Raw genomic sequence first — 20,328 nt, 5'->3', positions numbered from 1 at the left:
CATTTTCCGAGCCAGCAGATGATTACATCTGGTTTGAAAATGCTCTAGACGAGCGCCATGGTCATGCAATTCCCCGCTCTGGGATCGCGCCGGGCGATCATCGACCGGCGCGCGATATCCGACAGCATCAACGCTCTGGCCCACACGCACAGGGGCGATCCGATGCTGCTGCGCGGGCTGATCGTCAGGGAACTCAAGGCCGCACTCGATCAGGGGCGGGTGGAGGTCGCGCGGCGGCTGGACGCCAAGCCGACGCGCGGGCGCGAGGCGGTGAGCGCCTTCGCCTTTCTGGTCGACCAGATATTGCGGCTGCTTTACGATGCGACCACGCACCATCTTTATCCCTCCGGCAATCGCAGCACAGGCGAGCGGATCGCCCTGATCGCGGTCGGCGGCTATGGCCGGGGCGAGATGGCGCCGCATAGCGATGTCGACATCGCCTTCATCACCCCGTGGAAGCCGACCGGATGGACCGAGCAGATCATCGAATCGATGCTCTATTCGCTTTGGGACCTGGGCCTCAAGGTCGGGCACAGCAGCCGGTCGATCGACGAGACGATACGGATGGCGAAGGCCGACCTGACGGTGCGCACCGCCCTGCTGGAAGCGCGCTTCGTCTGGGGTGATCGGGCGCTGTACGAGGAAATCGCGACCCGGTTCGACGCCGATATCATGCAGGGCACGGCGCGCGCGTTCGTGACCGACAAGCTCGCCGAGCGCGAGGCGCGGCACAAGCGCATGGGCGACAGCCGCTATGTGGTCGAACCCAATGTGAAGGAAGGCAAGGGCGGGCTGCGCGATCTGCATACGCTGTTCTGGATCGGCAAATATGTCAATCGCGTCCGGTCCGTCGCGGAACTGGTCGACGCCGGCCTGTTGACGACGAGCGAATTGCGGCAGTTTCAGCGGGCGGAGGATTTTCTGTGGGCGGTGCGATGCCACCTGCACATGATCACCGGCCGCGCCGAAGACCGGCTGACCTTCGACCTCCAACTCGAAACAGCGACCCGCATGCATTTTACCGGCCGCCACGGGCGATCGGGCGTCGAGCGCTTCATGCGCTATTATTTCCTGAACGCGAAGATCGTCGGCGATCTGACCGCGGTGTTCCTCGCCCATCTGGATGACCAGATGGCAGCGCGCGGGCGGCGTTATATCCCCCAATTTCTGCGCCGGCCCAAGAAGCTCGACGGCTTCACGCTCGATCGCGGTCGCCTGTCCTTGCCGAGCGACGATTTTTTCCGCGCCGACCCGGTACGGCTGATCGAAATCTTTGCCGTCGCCGACAAGCATGGCCTGTCGATCCACCCGAGCGCGATCCGCGCCGCGAGCCGGGATGCCGGCCTCATCACCGCGAAAATCCGCAAGGATGCGCGCGCCAACGCCGCTTTCATGGAAGTGCTGACCTCGCCGCGTGACCCGGAAACCGTGCTGCGCTGGATGAACGAATCCTCGGTATTCGGCCGTTTCGTGCCCGACTTCCGCCGGGTCGTGGCGCAGATGCAATTCGACATGTATCATCATTATACGGTGGATGAGCATACCATTCGCGCGGTCGGCCTGCTGGCGCGGATCGAAAAAGGCGAACTGCGCGAAGATCATCCGCTGGCGAGCGAATTGATGAGCAAACTGCTCTCACGCCGGGTCCTCTATGTTGCGGTTTTGCTGCACGATATCGCCAAGGGGCGCGGTGGCGACCACAGCCAGTTGGGCGAGGAAGTCGCACTGCACCTGTGCCCCCGGTTCGGCCTGACCCCGGCCGAAACCGAAACCGTCGGCTGGCTGGTGCGCTATCATCTGCTGATGTCGGCCACGGCGTTCAAGCGCGATCTGGCCGATTACAAGACGATCCTCGATTTCGTGGAAGTGGTGCAGAGTCCCGAGCGGCTGCGGCTGCTACTGTGCCTGACGGTGGTCGATATCCGCGCGGTGGGACCCGGCGTGTGGAACAGCTGGAAACGACAGTTGCTGGGCGATCTTTATGAAGCGGCGGAGGAATTGCTGCGGCTCGGCCACAAACAGAAAGGTCGCAGCGACAGGGTGATGGCCAAGCAGCAGACGCTGCAACGGGCGCTGGGCTTGCCTGACCCCGATTTCGATACGCTGCGCCGGCGCTTGCCCGAATCCTACTGGATTGCCGAACCGGAAGATATTTTGATCCATAATGCGCAACATATCCTGGCATCCGGCGACTCCCAGCTCGCCATTGCTGCGCAATATTATCCGCAGCGCGGCGCAACATTGGTGACGGTCTACGCCGCCGATCATCCGGGTTTGTTCTACCGGATCGCGGGTGCGATCCACCTGGCTGGCGGCAACATCATCGACGCGCGCATCCATACGACCCGCGATGGCGTCGCGATCGACAATTTCCTGGTGCAGGACCCGTTGGGCGGCGCATTCCACAGTCCCGAACAGCTCGCCCGGATCAAGGCGGCGATCACCGATTCGCTCGCCAACCGGCACCGGATGATTACCAAGCTGGAAGCCCGTCCCCTGCCTCGCACCCGCGCCGAGGCGTTTCATATCGTGCCCAATGTGCTGATCGACAACAAGGCGTCGAACCGTTTCACCGTGCTGGAAATCAACGCGCGCGACCGCCCTGCCCTGCTCTTCAGCCTCGCCAACGCCCTGTTCCAGTCGAAGGTCACGGTGCACAGCGCGCATGTCGCCACCTATGGCGAGCGCGCGGTCGACACATTTTACGTGACCGACCTGCTGGGCGGTAAAATTGAAGGCAAGGCCCGGCTCCAGACGCTCGAACGGCGCATGCTGGAAGCGGCAGGCAGTGAAGTCAGCGAATCGCTCGAACGCGCCTGAGGTCCGCTCAGCCGATCGTCATGACATCGCCGGGCGCCAGCAGGGGCAGCAGGCGCAGCATGTCCGCACGGTCGATCGCGACGCAGCCAGCGGTGGGCCGTCCTTCCGACAGATGGAAGAAGATGGCGCTGCCATGGCCCGCCACGGGCGGCGCATCATTATGGCCCAGCACCACGATCACATCATAAGCGCCATCGTCGCGGCACAGGCTTTCGGCAGAAAAGGGCCGGGGCAGCCAGACCGGGCGGTTATAGGCGGGATCGGCAGGATCATCCGACCAGCCGTCATCGGGCCGAATCCAGCGCCATGGCAGTTGCAAATCCAGAGGAGTGGCTGCCCCCGGCCGCAATAACACACCCCGCAACGGCCAGATGCCGACCGGCGTGCAGCCGTCGCCCTCGCGCTTGTCCCCCGCCACGCACAGGCCGCCGCGACCGATCGTGCAGGCCATGTCGAGATCGCCCAGCCGCAGGCGGCCAGCGCCGCCATCGACCCGGATCACGCTCATAGCTGGTGGCCGGTCCGGTCGCGCTTGGTCGCGAGATAGCGTTCATTATGGGGATTGGACGGCAGGATGATCGGCAGGCGCTCCTGCACATGGATGCCCGCCGCCTCCAGTCCCGCCACTTTATTGGGATTGTTGGTGAGCAACCGGACCGTGCCGATGCCGAGCAGGTCCAGCATCCGCGCCGCGACCGAAAAATCGCGCGCGTCGATAGCGAAGCCCAACCGGACATTGGCATCGACGGTGTCGAAGCCCTGATCCTGCAAGGCGTAGGCGCGCAGCTTGTTGACGAGGCCGATGCCGCGTCCCTCCTGCCGCAGATAGAGCAGGACGCCCCATGGCGCGTCGGCGATCTTATGCAGCGCCTCGTGCAATTGCGGCCCGCAATCGCATTTGAGGCTGCCGAGGACATCCCCGGTCAGGCATTCGCTGTGCAAACGCACCACCGGCGGCGACGCATCGCGCTGGCCGACGATCAGTGCGACATGCTCGCGCGGTTCTTCCGGGCTGCGGAACGCGACGATCTCGGCGCTCTGGCTCGCGGAAACCGGCAATTGCGCGCGCGTGGCGATCGACAGGTGGATCGCGTCGTCATAGGCGGCGATCGCCTCCGCGCTTACCTCCGCCTCATGCGCCCCGGCGTCGCCCGCCACGAAGAAGGCGGGGAGGATTCCGGCCAGCCGGGCGAGTCGCAAAGCGGCCTTCGCGGCATCCGGCGCGGATACCGGTTTGGCCGTGAATGGCCCCTTGAGCGGCGAGCCGAGATCGCGCACCGGATCGGCGATCGCGGTGGCGACGTCGCGATCGATCCAGGGCGAGCGCGCAATCAGCACCGGCATGTCGGGGTCGGCCGCCGCGCGCTGGTTGGCGAGCTTGAGCGTCTGCGCCCGGCTCGCGGCAATGAGGATGTCCGCAGTCCCCGCCGGGTCGAACATCGCCAGCGTCACGGCGTCGGCGCCCTCCACCGCCATCAGGCGCAAGGCGCCGTCGGCGGCCTGCACCGTCACGGTCCAGCCGCGGCGCAATGCGTCGATGGCGCGGGCGGCGTCGCGGCCGTTCATGCGCGACGGTCGATCAAAAGGCGAACTCGGTGATGATCGGCACATGGTCGGATGGGCGAGTCCAGCCGCGTGCCGGCTCGACGACATGATGGCCGACCGCCTTTTGCGCGACATCGGCGGTCATCCACATATGGTCGAGCCGCCGGCCCCGGTCCGATTCCACCCAGTCCTTTGCGCGATAGCTCCACCAGGTATAGAGCCGCTGCGGCGCGGGAAAGAAATGCCGGCCGATATCGACCCAGTCGTTCGACGCCTGTAACCGCGCCAGGATTTCACATTCCTGCGGCGTATGGCTGACCACGCCGAGCAGTTGCTTATGGCTCCATACGTCGCATTCTAGCGGGGCGATGTTGAAGTCGCCGGTCAGGATCGTCGGCTGATCGTCCAGCGCGGCTGACCATTGGATCATCCGTTCGAGGAAATCGATCTTCTGGCCGAATTTGGGATTGAGATCGCGATCGGGAATGTCGCCGCCCGCCGGCACATAGACATTTTCAATCCGCACGCCATTGTCGAGCCGCACGCCAATATGGCGCGCTTCGCCATTGGCCTGCCAGTCGAACCGATCATCCTCATGCATCGGCACCTTGCTGAGAATCGCGACGCCATGATGCATCCGCTGCCCGTTCAGCATCTGATAGACATAGCCACGTTTGCGGAACAGATCGGCGGGGAAGATGTCGTTCACCACCTTGGTTTCCTGAAGGCACAGGATATCCGGGGCTTGCTCGACCAGGAAATGATCGACGATGTCTACGCGGGCGCGAACGCTGTTGATGTTCCAGGATGCGACGCGGAGAGTCTGTGCCATGCTGCTCCCCTAGGAGCGTCAAACTGGCCGCGCAAGAGCCAGACAGTCTGCTGCAACGCACGCCGGACAAGGTAAGACCCCCGCTCCGGGGGCATGGAACGGGGGTCTCGATCGCGCCCTTGAAGCGCTTCGCGATGCGGACTGCTACCGGGTAACAGGGGGGAAATCCCGGTGATCGTCCGCGTCGTCCAGCTCTAGATAGCGGTCGTCATATGAGCGGCAGATGAACGATTTCCGCCATTTTTCGGCCCGTCGCATCCCTAGCCCGGTTCATCACCCACCCGGACGGCCTCTGGGCCGAGGATCGGTCCAGCGAAACGCCGAATCGGGAATAGGCACGCCGTAACGCTGGTTCGCCAGCCTTACCGCGGTGCGGTTATTCTGAGAATCGAGCGCCACCCAGCCATAGAGGGTCAGACCGGCCGGAGCGGCGGCCTCCCGTTTGAAGATGAGCGTGATCGTCCCGAATTCGGGCCGTTTGGGATCGCGCGCCTGAACGCTCAAAACGCTGGGATCGCCGGTCGGCACCGTCTTGGCGAAGCGCGACAGGTCCTTGGATGGATCGAGCAGCGCGCCCAGCGGCGAACTGCCGATCGGCCAGCGCTGGACCTGCCGGACCTCATAATCGATCATGATGAGCGCCTTGCCATCGCCCACGATCAACAGGGGCACGCCCTTTTGATATTGAAAGCGGATCTTGCCCGGCTGGAGCAGGGTCAGCTTGCCGGTCAGGGTCTGGCCATTACGATCTGTCTGCGAAAAATCGGCGGTCATCGATTTGACCGAACGGATATAGTCATTGACCTGACCGATGTCGGACGAAACCGCCTGTTGCGCGATCGCAGTGCCGACCGGGAGCGGGAAAAGGGCAAAGGCGAGGGCCAAAGCGGGCTGCGCGAGGATGCGCTTCATGGGATCTTCTCCGGATTGTTCGGTCTGACAGGATAGAAGTCGGGCTTGAACCCGCTGTGAACCCGCTCGTTCCGGCAAAGCAACAGCCGCGAGCGCCGCGGCGGGCGCAATATCAAAAAAAAGGCCGGTCCAAAGACCAGCCTATGAAAGTTTTAGGAGAGGATGCCTGAAAGGCCTGACCCTATTGCCGCACCGGGGTGGGTGCTGCAAATGCGAACAACTCATAAGCAGTTGCGTTTTTCACAACCATGGTTCGCGATCATAACGGATTGCCATTTTCATCGCGCAACACCTCGCGGCGGCCGACATGGTTGGGCGCGCCGACCAGACCTTCTTCCTCCATCCGCTCGATCAGGCGGGCCGCGCTGTTATAGCCGACGCGCAACTGGCGCTGGAGCCAGCTGGTCGAGGCTTTCTGGTTTTCGAATACGAGCTGGCACGCCTTGCGGAACAGCTGCGCGTCCGGGCTGTCGTCGCCCAGATCCACGCCGTCGAGCGCGAAACTGCCTTCCTCCGGCTCTTCGGTGACGGCCTGGATATAGTCGGGCTGGCCTTGCGCGCGCCAGTGATCGGCAACCACCCGCACTTCATCGTCGGACACGAAGGGGCCATGCACGCGGGTCAGGCCCTTGCCGCCATGCATATAGAGCATGTCGCCCTTGCCCAGCAGTTGTTCGGCGCCCTGTTCGCCCAATATGGTGCGGCTGTCGATCTTCGACGTCACGAAGAAGCTGATGCGGGTCGGTAAATTGGCCTTGATGACGCCGGTGATGACGTCGACCGACGGACGCTGGGTCGCGAGGATCAGGTGGATGCCCGCCGCCCGCGCCTTTTGCGCCAGCCGCTGGATCAGGAATTCGACTTCCTTGCCCGCCGTCATCATGAGGTCGGCGAGTTCGTCCACCACCACCACGATCTGCGGCAACGGCTGGAAATCGAGCTGCTCCTCCTCATAGATCGGCTTGCCCGATTCAGGGTCATAGCCGGTCTGGACACGGCGGCCGAGCGGCTTGCCCTTGGCCTTGGCGGCACGCACCTTCTCGTTATAATTGGCGAGGTTGCGAACGGAAATCGACGCCATCATGCGATAGCGATCCTCCATCTGCTCGACCGCCCATTTAAGCGCGCGGATCGCCTTTTGCGGCTCGGTCACGACCGGCGAGAGCAGATGCGGGATGTCGTCATAGGTCGACAGTTCCAGCATTTTGGGATCGATCATGATGAGGCGTAGCTGATCGGGCGTCATGCGGTAAAGCAGCGACAGGATCATGGCGTTGAGACCGACCGACTTGCCCGACCCGGTGGTGCCCGCGATCAGCAGATGCGGCATCGGCGCCAGATCGGCGATGATCGGTTCGCCCGAGATATTCTTGCCAAGGATGATCGGCAGCGTCGCTTCGGCGCCGAACTCCTCGGAGGTGATGAGTTCGCGGAAGGACACGCCTTCGCGATGGGCATTGGGCAATTCGATGCCGATGACGGTGCGGCCGGGAATGGTCGCGACGCGGGCCGAAAGCGCCGACATGTTGCGGGCGATGTCGTCGGCCAGGGCGATCACCCGGCTCGCCTTGATGCCAGGCGCCGGTTCCAGCTCATACATGGTGACGACCGGACCGGGGCGAACCTCAACGATGTTACCCTTCACATGAAAGTCGTCGAGCACGGATTCGAGGAGGCGGGCGTTGCGTTCCAGCGCCGCCTTGTCGATCTTGCCAGCCTGCGGCGGCGGCACAGGGTTGAGCAGATCGGGCGATGGCAGCGAGCTGTTACCGAACAGATCGTCCTGCGACACCGGGGCCATCAGGCGCTGCGCCGGGGCGGGCTTGGGGGTCTGGATCGTGATCGGCGGCTTGGGTTCGTTCGATACGGTCTTGCGCGGCGTGATGATACGGTCCGCCTCGGACTCGTCCGCCTGCTCTTCTCCACTGACGAAGGCCAGAGTCGGACGCGGGAGGCTTAGGCGCGGCAGACTCGGACGGCGCAACGCGATGATCGGCTTTTCCAGCGCCAGGCTGCGATAGCAGATCAAAAGCCCCGTGATGGATGAGAGGATGACGATGATTCCGGTGATCCACCCCTGCCCCGCTGCAGGGGCCTGCGCGGTCAGGCTCATGATGCCTTTTGCACTCACCAGGGCGACGATGCCGCCCCATCCGGCGGGAAGCCCCACCAGCGGATCACGCTGAAACAAGGACAGCGCAAGGCCGATGAGAAGGATGCCGAACAGGCATTTGCCGAATTGCCGCTTCCATCCCGCCATATCCTGATCGCCCCACAGCCGGCGGGCGGTGATCGCCATCAGCGGCAGCAGCAGCGCGACGGGCACGCCCAGCAGCCAAAGCAGAAAATCGGCGGTCCATGCGCCGGGGGCCTGCATGATATTCTGCACATGGTCGCCGGCCACCGTGTTCATGGACGGATCGCTCGGCACATAGCTGAGCAGCGACAGGGCCAGGAACAGCGTCGCCAGCACCAGCGCGATCGCACCGATCAGCGCGCCGCTGCGCATCAGGCTGCGCTTGAGCATTTCGCGCCATTCCGGCGCGCGCTTCACTCCGCGGCTGACAGCCATCGTCCCTCTTGTCCCCCAAATGTTCCGTTTCGGCACAATGAACCCGGCGGTGAGTCCGCGTCAACCCCGGCGCGTCCTCGACCCGTCGCAGAGACTGTTTGCTTCACGCAAGGCCGGGTTCCACATGCGGCGCGATGCCGGGGCGGGCCGCTGCGGCGAGCAGACAGGCGACGACGATCAGTGCGGCGCCCGCCACCGTGGCGAGCGTCAGCGTCTCGCCGAACACCAGCCATCCCATCAGCGCCGCCCAGACGAAGGCGCTATATTCGATCGGGATCAGCCGCTGCGCCTCGGCCCGTGCATAGGCCCAGGACAGTGCCGCCAGCGACGTGAAGGCCAGCGCCGCCGCGGCGAAAATCAACGGAATCGCGGGGAGTGGGGGCAACCGGGCGTAGAAGGGCGCGCCCAGCGCATAGACCGCCAGCATCACCAGATGCTGAAAGCAGGCGACTTCCACGGGTGAGGCGAGTTGCGCCTGCTGCCGTTGAAGAATGAGGTTCCATGCGAAGAGGACGGCGGAGAACAGCACGGCCGCCGCGCCCAGCAGCGCGTCGGCGTCATAGTTGCCGCGCAGCCGCCCCGACAGGATGATACCCACGCCGATCAGGCCCAGGAGGGAAGCGCCGATCGCCTGCCGTCCGATCCGCTCCTGAAGCAACAGCGCCGCCAGATAGAGCGCCACCAGCGGCGCGATGAAGGACAGGGCGATCGCCTCCGCCAGCGGCATCCGCATCAGCGCCCAGAAGAACATCCCTGCCATTCCCGCGACCACCGTCCCGCGCAACAGGTGTAATCGGAGCGCAGCGCGGGAAGGCCACGGCCGGCGCGTGACGCGCATCAGAATGATGCCCAGAGTCGATCCCGCCAGCGCCCGCCAGAACAGGGCATTATAAAGGCCGATACCAAGGCTGAGCCCCTTCATCGCCGCATCCATCACGGAAAACAGCGCAACGCCGACACAACAGACGGCGAAAGGAATGGCAAAGGATCGCTGCATGGGGAGCGGCGTTATTCCGCCGCCTGCGCCTGCCCTGCGTCGGTGCTTTGCGCTTCCAGCGCCGCCGCCTCGATCTCCGCCGCTCTCGCTTCCACCAGACCGACGATATGATCGACCAGACCCTCGTCATGGATCGTGTGGTCGGTGATGCCCGACAGATAGACCATATGCTTGCCCGCCCCGCCGCCCGTCAGGCCGATATCGGTCTCGCGCGCCTCGCCGGGACCGTTGACCACGCAGCCCAATACGGACAGCGACAGCGGCGTGTTGATATGTTGGAGCCGTTCCTCCAGCGCCTGCACGGTGCGGATGACGTCGAAGCCCTGCCGCGCGCAACTGGGGCAGGAAATGACCTTCACCCCGCGCGTGCGGATACCGAGCGATTTCAGTATCTCGTAGCCGACGCGCACTTCCTCCTCCGGCTCGGCCGACAGCGAGACCCGGATGGTGTCGCCGATCCCCGCCCACAACAGATTGCCGATACCGATCGCGCTCTTGACCGTGCCGCCGATCAGCCCGCCCGCCTCGGTGATGCCCAGATGGAGGGGACAATCGACCGCCTCGGCAAGCTGCATATAGGCCGCGACCGCCAGGAACACGTCGCTGGCCTTCACCGCGACCTTATATTCGTGGAAATCCTGATCCTGGAGCAGCTTGATATGGTCGAGCGCGCTTTCCACCAGCGCTTCGGGACAGGGTTCGCCATATTTTTCCAGTAGCTGCCGTTCCAGCGAACCAGCGTTGACGCCGATGCGGATCGCGCAGCCATTGGATTTGGCCGCATCGACCACTTCCTTGACCCGCGCCTCGCTGCCGATATTGCCCGGATTGATACGCAGGCAGGCCGCGCCCGCATCGGCTGCCTCCAGCGCACGTTTGTAATGGAAATGGATGTCGGCGACGATCGGCACGCGCGCGGCGCGGACGATCTGTTTGAGCGCGGCGGTCGATTCCTCGTCTGGGCAGGACACGCGGATGATATCGACACCGGCATCCTCGCAGCGGCGAATCTGGTCGATCGTCGCCTTCACATCATGAGTCAGGGTGTTGGTCATGGTCTGCACCGTCACCGGCGCGCCGCCGCCCACCGGCACATTGCCGACCATGATCTGGCGCGAGGTCCGCCGCGCAATATCGCGCCAGGGACGCAAGCCGGGATTATGATCGGACATGACAGGGAGGCTCCAGATGCTCGGAAGCCTCTATAAGACTTAAGAGTATGTTTGGAAATGCGCGGAAGAGCGCATTTCATGAGACCGCACCAAAGGCGCATTTCCAAACAACAGCTAAATGCGTCGGTTAGAAGCGCGCTGTCAGTGATGCCGCGATCTGATCGGCATTGCCGCTGGCTTGCGAACGCGTAATCGCGGTCCCAGCGGAATAATGGTCGATCCGAACGATGTCGGCTTTTGCCACGAACACATGGGCATAGCTGAGGTTCAGGGCGAGGGCACGAGAGGCGTTCCACGTGGCGCCGCCGGTCAGCCAGACGCGGTCGCCATCAGGCACCCGCGTCGTCAGCAGCTGTTTGTTGGTCGGCGTCCGGTCGAACATCGTTCCCGCCCGCAGGGTCAGCGCCGGGCTGACATCATATTCCCCGCCGACGCTGGCGCTGTAACTGTCATGATAGCGCAGATCCTTGACCGACATGCCGGCGGCGGTGGTGATGGCGATATTCTTGAACCGCGACCAATTATACCAGCGCCCGGTCAGCATCGCCCGCAGCCGCGGCGTCAGGCTGTGAGTCATGCTGACCGTGACGATGTCAGGCAGATCGAGCGGGGCCGTGAGAGAGAGCGGTCGCGTGAGATATGATGGCAGTGACGGGCCGGACAGGGTCTGATCCCCCTCCACCCGATGCGTCATCCGCGAGCGGTAATGGATGCCCAGATTGGTCCCGCCCTTGGTATAGAAAAGACCGGCGTTCCAGCCGAACGACCAGTCATGCCCCTTCGCCGTCACCAGAAGATCGTGCATCGATCCCGGCAGGAAGCTCGACGATGCGGGAGGATTGAACGGCACACCGATCAGGGCCGGATTGGGCACGGCATTGGTCAGCGTCACCTTCACATATTGCACGTCGACGCCGCCGCCGACCGAAAGGGAGTCGGTAAGCTTATAGGCCAGCGACGGCTGAATATTATAGGTTTTGAGATCGGTGTAGACACTATCGTAGCGGCCGAAAAAAGCATCGCCATAATCGAGCTTCAGGCCGAAGGGCGCATTGACGCCGATACCCAGCCACAGCCGCTGGCTCAGCTGTGCGGTGGCATAGAAGCTGGGAATCGGAATGACCTTGTCAAACGGATTGCCTCCATCAGTGCCGGTGATCGGTGCGGAGCGAGGCACAACGGGAAAGCCCAGGATAGGGAGTGTAGCAGGCCGGTTTTCGGTCGCGCTCGAACCCCGATTCGCCTGATGGGCGGACGCCATCAGCGCGACCCCGCCCACCGATGTTTGGATGCCGGGCAGATTGGTCATTGCCGCCGGATTGAAATAAACCGTCGAGGGATCATCGCCTGCTGCCGCAGCGCCGGCCATGGCGCGCCCCGTTTCCTTGGGCGACAGTTCCTGAAGATAGAAGCCACCCGCCAACGCCTGGACGGGAATAGCGAGCGAAGCGGAAAGCAATATTGCAGCAAGTGAGTGGCGGCGAACCGACATAAACCATCCTCTGTCATCAACAAAACGGAGCGCCTGACCGCCTAAATCGGCCCAAGACGAAGGAGGAGATGGTAGCTGGATTAGGGTTAATAGAGCGTCAAAACGGACCTCTGCGCGCAATTGGGCGCAACGGAAATGCAGGTCAGCAGATAAAAAAAGGCCGCCCCGAAGGACGGCCTGTAAAGTTTTAGGAGAGGATGCCTGAAAGGCGATTTCCTTTTGCAGCGCAGCAAAGTGCATCGCAAATGCGAAAAATGTCGCGCGATTGCAAAAGATGCAATCGTTTGTTCCAACCTCCCATTCCGTAACGGAAATCACGAACAGCGAGGTTGAAGAAATTTTAACCCAAACTCAAATCGCCGCCGGACGCGCTACCGCCCCGCCGTAGACCCGCTTCGGCGAGTTGTGCGTCGATTCGCGCCAACAGCCGGTCCAACCCTTCCCGGCTGGTCGATTCGGCTCGCGCGGTCAGCATGTCCTGCGTGTTGGACGCGCGCAGCAACCACCAGCCGTCGGGCGTCCGGACGCGGACGCCGTCAATGTTCATCATATCCGCGCCCGCAGCCCGCAGACGCTCTCCAATCTCCGCCATCACCGCGAATTTGCGGCTCTCGGGCACAGGAAAGCGAAGCTCGGGCGTATTCACCATGAGAGGCATCACGTCCCGCAGCGCCGTGACGCTTCGACCCAGCACCGTGGCGGCACGAATCAGGCGGACGGCGGCGTAAAGACCATCGTCGAACCCGTAATAGTCATCAGCAAAGAAGATATGGCCCGTCATCTCGCCGGCCAGTGGGCTGCCTGTCTGCTTCATTTTGGACTTGATGAGGCTGTGGCCCGTCTTCCACATCAGCGGGCACCCGCCCAGTTCGGCAATATGGTCGAACAACGCCTGGCTTGCCTTCACATCGGCGATAATCGTGGCGCCGGGCGCCTCTTTCAGCACCAGTTCCGCGAAAATTCCGAGCAGTTGATCACCCCAGATGATCCGCCCCTGCCCGTCGATCACCCCGATCCGGTCGCCGTCGCCATCGAAGGCCACGCCGAAATCGAGCTTTCTGGTGAGGACGAGCGACCGCAGATCCGCCAGATTCCGCTCTTCGGTGGGATCGGGATGATGATGGGGAAAATTTCCGTCTATATCGGTGAACAACAGATGATGCTCACCGGACAGCAATTGCGTCAGTTTCTCGACCACCGGACCGGCCGCGCCATTGCCCGCATCCCAGCCGATGCGGAAAGCGCCGCCGTCGAACCCGTCCATCAGCCGGGCGACATAGCGGTCCATGATATCGAGATTGTCGCTGCCTCCCGCGCCCTCCGCCCAGTCACCGGCGGCGGCCATCGCCCCCATATTGCGGATATCCTCCCCGAAAAACGGGCGATGCTGAAACACCAGCTTGAAGCCATTATGATCGGGGGGATTATGGCTGCCTGTTATCTGGATGCCGCCATCTACCTCGGCCGTCATTTCGGCATAATATAGCATCGGCGTAGGGCCAAGGCCGATGCGCAGCGCGTCGATGCCGCTATCGCATAGACCCAGCACCAGCGCCGCTTCGAGCGCCTGCGACGTCAACCGCCCGTCATAGCCGACCGCAACCCGCGATCCACCGGCTCGCCCGATCAGGGTGCCGAACGACCGGCCGACCGCATAGGCATCCGCCACCTCCAATGTTTCGCCGACGACGCCGCGCATATCATATTCGCGCAACAGGCTCGGATGGAAGATGTGGCTCATGACAGTCCTGTGGTCAGCGATCGCGCCCGTCCTGCGCACTCAGCAGCAGGTCGCGCGCGGCGTTGATCTGCGCCGCCAGCGCCTGCGTGCCGCCGCGATCGGGATGGACCGATGCGATGAGCCGCCGATGCGCGGCCCGGATAGCGTCGGCGTCCGCACCCGGAGCAAGCCCCAGCAGCGCGCGGGCGCTGGCGAGATCATCCACCGGCGCAGCGGAGCGGATGCGGGCCTTGCGCGCGCGCCGCCCTGTCTGCGCCAGAAAGAACAAGCTTGCGCCAAGCAGCAGTGGCGCGCCAGCCAGCGGCTTGCCCTTGGCCGCCATCACCGCGCCGACCAGCGCCACGCCGAGCGTCATCCCGTCCTTCATCGTCATCCCCTGCAATCGCCCGGTCCAGATCAGCCAGACCGCCAGCCCGGCCAGCAGCAGGGCGAGCAGCCCCATCAGGCCGCGCCGGCCATGTCCATCGGCACGGCGTCGGCGCGCATCGGCAGCGCAAGGCCCGCGACCATCTCGCGCAGTTCCTGCCGTGCGGCAATGTGGCTGACGCCCAGATCGCCAAGCTGGCCCTTGTCGAGCAAGGTCAGGCCAGAGGGGAAGAGTTCGCGGAAGATGACCCGCTCCGACAGGCCAGGAATGACGCGAAAGCCGACCCGGCGGGAGAGTTCGGCGAGCGCGTCGCCGACCCGTTTCTTGTTGCGTGCGTCATGATGCTGGACGCGGTTGCGCAGCACCACCCAGTCGATCGACACGCCGTCGGCCTTGGCTCTCGACTTGCGCGCATCGAAGATCAGTTCGGAATAGAAAGACAGCCGCTTGACCTTGAAGGTTTCGGCGTCGACCTGACCAATCAGATCGAAATCGACGAAACTGTCGTTCATCGGCGTGACCAGCGTATGGGCGCGGGCCGCCATGTGACGGGCGAAGGCGTCGTCGCGGCCGGGGGTATCGACGATCAGGAAATCCCGGTCCTGCGCGACCGCCGCTACCTCGTCCTCCAGCGCGGCGATGCTGTCGCCACGCAGCACGGCGAAGTCAGGCGCGGGAAGGGGAACGGATCGACGGCGCGCAGTTTCGGCGCGATTTTCCATATAACGGGTAACGGTGCGCTGACGCGGATCGAGGTCGATCATGCCGACGCGATGTCCCAGCACGGTGAGCGCGATAGCGGTATGAACCGCCGTCGTCGATTTGCCGGTGCCGCCTTTTTCGTTGGCGAAAACGATCATATGCGGCTGTGCGTTCGCCATCGGACCCCTGATAACCCCTTCATCGTCGCAATGATCGTTGACGCTCGCGCCGGGCCATGCCAGCCGAGAGATCGCCTTGCCCCCTGCCCTTATCGGAGCCCCTCGTCCCGTGCAAATCCTCCGTGACCTGACCGCCCTTCGCGCCGCCGTTCGGAGCCTGCGCGACGATGGGAAATCGCTCGCGCTGGTGCCGACCATGGGGGCGCTGCATGACGGGCATATGGCGCTGGTCGAGGAAGCGCGGCGGCGGGCGGATCATGTCGTCGCATCGATTTTCGTCAATCCAAGACAGTTCGGTCCCAATGAAGATCTGGCCGCCTATCCGAGACGGGAGGCGAAGGATGCGCAGATGCTGGCCGCGGCAGGGGTCGACATCCTCTGGGCGCCGTCGGTTGAAGTCATGTATCCGGCGGGGTTCGCCACCAATATCTCCGTGGCTGGCGTGGCCGAAGGACTGGACGGCGCCGCGCGGCCGGGCCATTTCGACGGGGTTGCAACCGTCGTGACCAAGCTGTTCAATCAGGTCCGGCCCAACATCGCGATCTTTGGCGAGAAGGATTATCAGCAACTGGCCGTGATCCGGCGGATGGTCGCCGATCTCGATCAGGATATCGAGATTGTCGGCCTGCCGACGCAGCGGGCGGAGGATGGCCTCGCTTTGTCATCCCGCAACGCCTATCTGACCGGGCAGGAGCGTCAGGATGCGCTGGCGCTGCCGCGCGCGCTGGGCGAGGCGAAGCGGCTGATCGAGAAGGGAAGCGGCGTCGAGGCGGCAATCGCCCGCGCGGTCGCGATGCTGACGGCGCATGGGTTCGATCCGGTCGATTATGTGAGCCTGTGCGACGCGGCGAGTCTGGAACCGATGACCGTGCCGGACCGGCCGGCACGGCTGCTGGGCGCAGCGAAACTCGGCACGACGCGGCTCATCGACAATATCGCGGTCGATCCGGCCTGACTAAAACGGCTTTACGATCACCAGCACCACGACCACCGCGACAACGATGCCGGGGACTTCGTTGAGCAGGCGCAATTGCTTGTCGCGCAAAGGGCGTTCACCGCGCGCGAGTTTTTTAGCGTAGCCCGAAATCCAGCCATGATAGCCCGAAAGCCCGAGCACAAAGAGCAGCTTGAGGTGGAACCAGCCATAATGCCACGCGCCGATCTCCACCATCAGCATCAGGCCGAAGACCCAGACCAGCACCAGCGAGGGATTGAGGATGATCCTGAGCAGCTTGCGCTCGCGGTCGATCCAGGTGCGATCCTCGTCCGATCCCACAGCCGTTTCCTGATGATAGACGAAGAAGCGCGGCATCATGAACAGGCCCGCCATCAGGAAGATGACGAAGATCAGATGCGCGGCTTTCACCCACAGATAAGCGGCCCCGAGATACGGCATCAATCGGTCTCCTTGCCCCCGGCATGGGTATCCCGCACATAGCTAAGCAGCGCGTCGACATGCGCAATGGGCGTGTCGAGCAATATGCCATGGCCAAGGTTGAAGATATGCGGCCGTCCGGCAAAAGCAGCGCGGATCGTATCGACGGCCTGCGTCACCGCGTCACCGCCCGCGATCAGGGCCAGCGGATCGAGATTGCCCTGCACCGGCAGGCCTTGCGGCAGGACCGCATTCGCCCAGTGCGGATCGACGCTTTCATCGACGCCGATCGCATCGACCCCGGTGCCGGCGGCATAGGCGGCGAGTTTCTCGCCCGCGCCCTTGGGGAAGCCGATGATCGGCACATGCGGATGCAGCGCCTTTAATTTGCGCACGATCGCGGCGTTCGGCTGGATCACCCAGCGATCGAACTGGAGCGGGGCGAGGCTGCCCGCCCAACTGTCGAACAATTGCACGGCTTCGACGCCCGCCCTGATCTGGCCGTCGAGATAGATGACGGTCGCATCGACGATGGCGTCGATCAGTGCGCCGAAGCGCACGGGGTCGGCATAGGCCAGGCGACGAGCCGCGCCCTGATCCTTGCTGCCCTGTCCCGCGACCATATAGGTGGCGATCGTCCAGGGGCTGCCGGCAAAGCCGAGGAAGGTCACAGCGGGGTCGAGCGCTGCCTTCACCTGCCGCACGGTTTCGTACACCGCCTCGAAGCGGCTGAAATCCGGGGTGAGGGCGGACAGATCGGTTTCGGTCAGGATCGGCGCGAGGCGCGGGCCTTCGCCGGCCTCGAACCATAGATCCTGCCCCATGGCATAGGGCACGATCAATATGTCGGAAAACAGGATCGCGCCGTCGAACCCGAACCGGCGCAGCGGCTGGAGCGTGACTTCGGCGGCGGAGGGGCTGTCATAGACGAGTTCGAGGAAGCCACCCTTGTCCGCCCGCAGCGCACGATATTCAGGCAGGTAACGGCCCGCCTGACGCATCAGCCATATAGGCGGCGGCGTCACAACCTTGCCCCGCAGGACCGAAAGCAACGGCTTGGCGGAGTCCTCGCCAGGGGAAAGATCGGGTCCCGACATATATACTCTTATAGAATGATTCAGAAAGGATGATGGAGATAGTAGGGCGGTTGGCAGCGGGGTTTATGCGCAGCGCCCCGATTTGCCAACAGCTTGACTCCGCGAGGGAGCGGTTTGCCGTCCGAGTCAGTCGACTTATCCCCGCTATCCACAGGCTGTGGATGAAATTGGCGGCCTGTTGGGAGGTTGTGGACAAGATTCCGGCGAATGGGGAGCGATGGAGCCCCGCGTTTTTTTGCCGCTTTCGTCCCTTGCTTTATCCACAGCCTGCTAACAGAGATATGCAGGTGTCCCGCATCCACCTTCATCTCCTTTCGGACTCGACCGGCGAAACGCTGGAGAATATCGCCAAGGCGGCGATCGGCCTGTTTGAGAATGTGGATGCGATCCGCCATTTCTGGCCGATGGTGCGATCCGATGTCCATCTCGACCGGATCATGGAAGAGATTGCGCAAAATCCCGGCCTGGTGCTGTTCACCCTGACCAACCAGCCTTTGCGTCGCCGGCTGGAGACGCGCTGCCGCGCGCTGGGCCTGCCCCATGTCGCCGCGCTCGACAGCGTGACCGATGCGCTCTCCAACATATTGGGGCAGGAGACCCGCACCCGGCCGGGGCGCAAACATATATTGGACGAAGCCTATTTCGCGCGGATCGAGGCGATTCAGTTCACCATCGCCCATGATGATGGTGTCGGACATGAAAATTGGGAAGAAGCAGACATCCTGCTCGCGGGAGTGTCGCGCGCCTCGAAAACACCGACATCGATCTATCTCGCCAATCGCGGTTACAAGACCGCCAATATCCCGCTGGTGCCGGAATCGCCGCCGCCGCGCAGTCTCTACAGCCTGAAACATCCGATGGTCGTGGGCCTGACCGTCAGCCCCGACCGGCTGATCCAGATTCGGCGCAACCGGCTGCTTTCGCTCAACCAGGCGCCCGAGACCGCCTATGTCGACAGCGAGAAGGTCCAGGCCGAACTGGCCTTCGCCCGGCGGATGTTCGCGGACAATGGCTGGCCGGTGATCGACATGACGCGCCGGTCGATCGAGGAAGCGGCGGCGGCGATCATCAACCTGTTCAACGATCATGTGCTGGCCGAAGGCAGCGCGTCATGATCGTGCTGGCGTCGCAGAGCGCGAGCCGCCGGGCGCTGCTGGCAGCGGCGAAGGTGCCGTTCGAGGCGCTGTCGCCGGGGGTGGACGAGGAGGCGGCCAAGGAGGCTTTGCGCGCCGACGGTCTCGACGCGCGGGCGCTGGCCGATGCGCTGGCAGAGCTGAAGGCGCTCAAGGTCTCGCGCCGCGTGCCGGGCGCGCTGATCCTAGGGTGCGACCAGACGCTCAGCCTGGATGACGGGACTCAGATCGACAAGGCAGAGAATCGCGACGATGCGGCGCGGATCTTGCGGCTGTTGTCGGGGCGGGTGCATCATCTGCACAGCGCCGCAGTGATCGTGCTGAACGGCGATGCGATCTGGCGTCATATCGAGCGGGTGCGGATGACGGTGCGCCCCCTGTCGGACGCGTTCATCGACGCCTATCTGGATGATGACTGGGAGGAATGCCGCTGGTGCGTCGGCTGTTACCGGATCGAGGGGCCGGGCGCGCAATTGTTCAGCAAGGTCGAGGGCGGCCAGTTCGCGATTCAGGGCCTGCCGCTGCTGCCGCTGCTTGACTTTCTGCGTGTGCGCGGCGTTCTAGCGGCATGAGTAACGGACTTCCCTATGCCGAGGTGATCGGTGATCCGATCGCCCATAGCAAATCGCCCCTCATTCATAATTTCTGGCTGAGCGCCCTCGACATCGAGGCGGAATATCGCAAGACCCATGTGACGCCGGACGGGCTGGCCGCCTATTTTCTGGAACGGCGCGGCGATCCCGACTGGCTTGGCTGCAATGTGACGATTCCGCACAAGATCGCGGTGATGGACTATACCGACGATCCGGGCGGGGTGCGCGCACGGATCGGGGCGATGAACACCATCGCCTGCGAGACCGGCGGGCCGCTGGTCGGCACGAACACCGATGCGGGCGGCTTCCTCCAGCCGCTGTTGCGCGACCAGTGGCGAGGCAAGAGCGCGGTGCTGATCGGCGCGGGCGGCGCGGCGCGGGCACTGTTGTTCGCGCTGTCGAGTCTGGGCGTGCCCGACATCGTTGTGATGGCGCGCGACGCCGCCAAGGGACAGGCGCTGCTGGATCGCGCAGGAGTGAAGGGCCGGGTCATCGGCATGGGCGATCCGCTGCCGCCGGTCGATCTGCTCGTCAACAGCAGTCCGCTGGGCATGGTGGGGCAGGCGCCACTGGACCTGGACCTGTCGCCGCTGCCCGAAAGCGCGACCGTCTATGACATCGTCTATGCGCCGCTGGAGACGGGCTTGCTCAAGGCGGCGCGGGCGCGGGAATTGAAAACGCTCGACGGGCTGGAGATGCTGATCGGGCAGGCGGCGCTGGCCTTCGACATTTTCTTCGACGCCACCGCCCCGCGCGAGCGCGACGAGGAGTTGCGCGCTTTGCTGACGGCAGCCTGAGC

General features: G+C 63.7%; 18 protein-coding genes. 5 read left to right on the top strand and 13 right to left on the bottom strand.

Annotated elements, in window-relative coordinates:
- The first annotated feature begins 57 nt into the window (after positions 1–57).
- Entirely contained in the window at positions 58–2,820 is a 2,763-nt protein-coding gene (locus tag ACODSN_RS03830; RefSeq protein ID WP_489053285.1) for a [protein-PII] uridylyltransferase, read from the top strand.
- A gap of 7 nt (positions 2,821–2,827) precedes the next feature.
- Here the strand turns inward: ACODSN_RS03830 and ACODSN_RS03825 are convergent, their stop codons facing one another.
- The 11 genes from ACODSN_RS03825 to ACODSN_RS03775 form a co-directional block, all read right to left on the bottom strand.
- Positions 2,828–3,328 (bottom strand): L,D-transpeptidase family protein, encoded by a 501-nt coding sequence (locus ACODSN_RS03825; protein WP_489053283.1) that lies wholly within the window; start codon positions 3,326–3,328, stop codon positions 2,828–2,830.
- On the bottom strand, positions 3,325–4,386 hold the full coding sequence (gene ribA, locus ACODSN_RS03820; protein WP_489053282.1) for a GTP cyclohydrolase II: 1,062 nt from the start codon (positions 4,384–4,386) through the stop codon (positions 3,325–3,327). Before ribA ends, ACODSN_RS03825 begins: the two co-directional genes overlap by 4 nt.
- A 13-nt stretch (positions 4,387–4,399) precedes the next feature.
- The gene (locus ACODSN_RS03815; protein WP_489053281.1) at positions 4,400–5,197 is read right to left on the bottom strand and encodes an exodeoxyribonuclease III; all 798 of its coding nucleotides are present in this window, start codon (positions 5,195–5,197) and stop codon (positions 4,400–4,402) included.
- 273 nt (positions 5,198–5,470) lie between these two features.
- Positions 5,471–6,109 (bottom strand): LolA family protein, encoded by a 639-nt coding sequence (locus ACODSN_RS03810; protein ID WP_489053280.1) that lies wholly within the window; start codon positions 6,107–6,109, stop codon positions 5,471–5,473.
- Between the two features lie 259 nt (positions 6,110–6,368).
- The gene (locus ACODSN_RS03805; RefSeq protein WP_489053279.1) at positions 6,369–8,681 is read right to left on the bottom strand and encodes a DNA translocase FtsK; all 2,313 of its coding nucleotides are present in this window, start codon (positions 8,679–8,681) and stop codon (positions 6,369–6,371) included.
- Between the two features lie 103 nt (positions 8,682–8,784).
- On the bottom strand, positions 8,785–9,678 hold the full coding sequence (locus ACODSN_RS03800) for a DMT family transporter (protein WP_489053277.1): 894 nt from the start codon (positions 9,676–9,678) through the stop codon (positions 8,785–8,787).
- A gap of 11 nt (positions 9,679–9,689) precedes the next feature.
- Positions 9,690–10,850, bottom strand: a complete 1,161-nt coding sequence (gene ispG / locus ACODSN_RS03795) for a flavodoxin-dependent (E)-4-hydroxy-3-methylbut-2-enyl-diphosphate synthase (RefSeq protein ID WP_489053275.1) — start codon at positions 10,848–10,850, stop codon at positions 9,690–9,692.
- Between the two features lie 127 nt (positions 10,851–10,977).
- Positions 10,978–12,342 (bottom strand): OmpP1/FadL family transporter, encoded by a 1,365-nt coding sequence (locus ACODSN_RS03790; RefSeq protein WP_489053274.1) that lies wholly within the window; start codon positions 12,340–12,342, stop codon positions 10,978–10,980.
- Positions 12,343–12,682: 340 nt separating this feature from the next.
- Entirely contained in the window at positions 12,683–14,083 is a 1,401-nt protein-coding gene (gene pgmG / locus ACODSN_RS03785; RefSeq protein WP_489053272.1) for a phosphoglucomutase/phosphomannomutase PgmG, read from the bottom strand.
- 13 nt (positions 14,084–14,096) lie between these two features.
- A complete protein-coding gene (locus ACODSN_RS03780; RefSeq protein ID WP_489053271.1) occupies positions 14,097–14,525 on the bottom strand; it encodes a J domain-containing protein in 429 nt (142 codons plus the stop codon).
- On the bottom strand, positions 14,525–15,331 hold the full coding sequence (locus ACODSN_RS03775; protein WP_489053269.1) for a division plane positioning ATPase MipZ: 807 nt from the start codon (positions 15,329–15,331) through the stop codon (positions 14,525–14,527). The genes ACODSN_RS03780 and ACODSN_RS03775 overlap by 1 nt, the downstream gene beginning before the upstream one ends.
- A 109-nt stretch (positions 15,332–15,440) precedes the next feature.
- Here ACODSN_RS03775 and panC point away from each other — a divergent pair, with 109 nt between their 5' ends.
- Positions 15,441–16,286 carry a pantoate--beta-alanine ligase gene (gene panC / locus ACODSN_RS03770; protein ID WP_489053268.1) on the top strand — a complete coding sequence of 282 codons (846 nt, stop codon included), beginning with the start codon at positions 15,441–15,443 and terminating at the stop codon, positions 16,284–16,286.
- Here the strand turns inward: panC and ACODSN_RS03765 are convergent, their stop codons facing one another.
- Together ACODSN_RS03765 and hemE are read right to left on the bottom strand one after the other, a co-directional pair.
- Positions 16,287–16,727 (bottom strand): CopD family protein, encoded by a 441-nt coding sequence (locus ACODSN_RS03765; RefSeq protein WP_489053267.1) that lies wholly within the window; start codon positions 16,725–16,727, stop codon positions 16,287–16,289.
- Positions 16,727–17,803, bottom strand: a complete 1,077-nt coding sequence (hemE, locus tag ACODSN_RS03760; RefSeq protein WP_489053265.1) for a uroporphyrinogen decarboxylase — start codon at positions 17,801–17,803, stop codon at positions 16,727–16,729. Before hemE ends, ACODSN_RS03765 begins: the two co-directional genes overlap by 1 nt.
- 287 nt (positions 17,804–18,090) lie before the next feature.
- On the opposite strand from hemE, the gene ACODSN_RS03755 reads away from it, so the two are divergent.
- Genes ACODSN_RS03755 through aroE form a run of 3 tightly spaced genes read left to right on the top strand, consistent with a single transcriptional unit; the run spans position 18,091 to position 20,326 of the window.
- Positions 18,091–18,918, top strand: a complete 828-nt coding sequence (locus tag ACODSN_RS03755) for a pyruvate, water dikinase regulatory protein (protein WP_489053263.1) — start codon at positions 18,091–18,093, stop codon at positions 18,916–18,918.
- Positions 18,915–19,508, top strand: coding sequence for a Maf family protein (locus tag ACODSN_RS03750; RefSeq protein WP_489053262.1), 594 nt, complete (start codon positions 18,915–18,917; stop codon positions 19,506–19,508). Before ACODSN_RS03755 ends, ACODSN_RS03750 begins: the two co-directional genes overlap by 4 nt.
- Entirely contained in the window at positions 19,505–20,326 is an 822-nt protein-coding gene (gene aroE / locus ACODSN_RS03745; RefSeq protein ID WP_489053261.1) for a shikimate dehydrogenase, read from the top strand. The genes ACODSN_RS03750 and aroE overlap by 4 nt, the downstream gene beginning before the upstream one ends.
- The last annotated feature ends 2 nt before the right edge of the window (positions 20,327–20,328 follow it).

The organism is Sphingobium sp. FG11 (assembly GCF_057809915.1).
This window is presented reverse-complemented; position numbering and strand designations above follow the sequence as displayed.